Consider the following 2,505-nt stretch of genomic DNA (forward strand, 5'->3'; position numbering starts at 1 on the left):
TCGCTGCCACTGACTTAGCTCACCAGGGTGCTGCATACCGCCTTGTCTGTTGGCCGCACTATATCTTGCTACCCACAAAGGATACTTACTTATTTCGTTTGTGAAAAAAGTTTTAGCAAAATGATAATTCGTAYATACGATAGGCTTAATTCCTGTTGTTTTGTGAACATGCTCGAGCCAGCTTACGGCAAAGTCAGAAACAAATTCTTTAGATTTTTTTTTATCTTCTTCTAGATCCAAACACGGCGGAAGGTCTAGTTTCATTTGTCCAAGCTGAGCAATAAAAAAAGCAGCTTCTTTCTCCGGGCTATTTGTACAGTGAGCATAATGATAAAACCCTACTCTCAAGCCCGCATCTTTGGCACCTATATAATTTTCATAGGATCTAGGGTCTACAAAAGTTCCGCCTTCTGTTAACTTTATATACACCCCTTTTACTGAGGTGTTTTTTATTTCTTTCCAATTAATGATTCCTTGATGATGAGAAACGTCGAGAATAATAGGATTATTTGAATGTCGCCTTTGCATAGTTTTCACCTCTTTTGCTAGCTTCCTTATGTATACGACGAATTTTTCAAAACCCCTGTTTTTTCCGGATCCCGGTATTCTTTTATAACGATGTGTAAAACATTGCTCATTTGAATAGCTAAATAAGCTTCATGTTTTTTGTCATAATAACGATACCATCCTTGCGTATGAATAATAGATTCCTCAAGCTCTTTTACATTTTCTGATTCAACCAATGTACCGATTGATTTTTCATTTCCAAAATAAAACTTCACTTCGTACGTCACTTGAATCCCTCCTTTATAGAAATGTAAATACCCTAATCGTATGTACTTGAATCTAGTATAAGGCAGTGTAAAAATTCTTTTAATCCGCAATTTCTTTTTATGTGTTTATTTAGAACAATGTTTATTTTATTAATATTTATTAAAAAGAAACCAAGCATTCTGAGCTGCTTGGCTTCTTTTTTTATTTTGATGGATGAATCATATTAGCGGGATTTACCCATTGTTCAAATTGTTCTTCTGTCAGAAGGCCTGTTTTGACCGCTGCTTCTTTTAATGTCGTTCCTTCTTGATGAGCCAGTTTGGCGATTTTAGCCGCATTTTCATAACCTATGTGCGGATTTAATGCTGTTACAAGCATAAGAGAATTTTCTAGATTATGCTGAATCTTTTCTTTGTTGGGTTCAATTCCTACTGCGCATTTATCGTTAAAAGCCTGCATGGAATCTGTCAGCAATCTAACTGATTGTAAAAAATTATAAATAATAACCGGCTTAAATACATTTAATTCAAAGTTTCCTTGACTAGCCGCAATGCCAATCGTCACGTCATTCCCAAGCACTTGTGCAGAAACCATTGTTAGAGCTTCACTTTGAGTTGGATTTACTTTTCCAGGCATAATAGAACTTCCTGGTTCGTTAGCAGGAATCGTAATTTCGCCTAGCCCGCTCCGAGGACCGCTTGCCAGCCAGCGCACGTCATTGGCGATTTTCATTAAGTCAGCTGCTAATGCTTTGAGTGCACCGTGGGCATAAACCACTTGATCGTGACTTGTTAATGCATGAAATTTATTAGGTGCTGAGACAAATGTTTTTCCAAGCGTGCTGCTGATTTCTTTCGCTACTTCATCGCCGAAGTCAGGATGTGCATTTATCCCCGTCCCAACAGCTGTACCGCCAATAGCTAGCTCCTTCATATACTCTACGCTTTRTTTAATCATTTCTTCATTCTTTTCAAGCATATGATGCCATCCGCTAATTTCTTGTCCTAGTGTTAGCGGTGTAGCATCTTGTAAATGGGTTCTGCCTATTTTAATAATATCTTTAAACTGCTCTTGCTTCGCAGCGAACGTTTCTTTTAATGTTTTTAGAGCAGGCAATAATTGATCTTCCACTTCTAGTACAGCTGCAATATGAAGAGCTGTAGGAAAAGTATCGTTAGAGCTTTGTGACATATTCACATCATCATTCGGATGAAGCGTTTCGTTGCCATTTATTAGCTGGTTTCCTCGGTGGGAAATCACTTCATTTACATTCATGTTTGATTGCGTTCCGCTTCCTGTCTGCCATACTACTAAAGGAAAATGTTCATTCCATTTCCCTTCAATAATTTCGTTAGCAGCTTGTACGATGGCTTCCGATTTCCCTGCTGATAGTTTGCCTAGTTTATGATTACTAATAGCCGCACTTTTCTTCAAAACCGCAAAAGCGCGTATTACTTCAATCGGCATTTTTTCAATTCCTATTGGGAAATTTTCTTTACTTCTTTGCGTTTGCGCTCCCCATAGTTTATCTTCTGCCACTTTGATTTCTCCAATTGAATCTCTTTCGATACGATAGCTCATAGTTAGAACTCCTTTTCAATATTTTCTTTACCTATTAGTATTGATTATATGGATGAATTTCATGACATAATAACAATTATTCACTGTTGAAAATTCCCTTTATTTTATTTTTTAAACGGCATTAAACACTTTGATTATTTAGCTCATAGT

3 protein-coding genes are annotated in these 2,505 nt (G+C 37.1%); all 3 read right to left on the bottom strand.

Features of this window, described 5'->3' with window-relative positions:
- A partial coding sequence (locus AC1DRF_RS22980; RefSeq protein WP_477741778.1) for a glycoside hydrolase family 25 protein occupies positions 1-528 on the bottom strand: 528 nt, incomplete at its 3' end.
- Between the two features lie 26 nt (positions 529-554).
- Positions 555-794, bottom strand: a complete 240-nt coding sequence (locus AC1DRF_RS22985; RefSeq protein ID WP_427076561.1) for a hypothetical protein — start codon at positions 792-794, stop codon at positions 555-557.
- Positions 795-975: 181 nt separating this feature from the next.
- Complete coding sequence (fumC, locus tag AC1DRF_RS22990; protein WP_477741779.1) at positions 976-2,355, bottom strand: class II fumarate hydratase; 1,380 nt, start codon at positions 2,353-2,355, stop codon at positions 976-978.
- Positions 2,356-2,505 lie beyond the last annotated feature (150 nt).

This window comes from Priestia sp. P5_B4 (assembly GCF_056400385.1).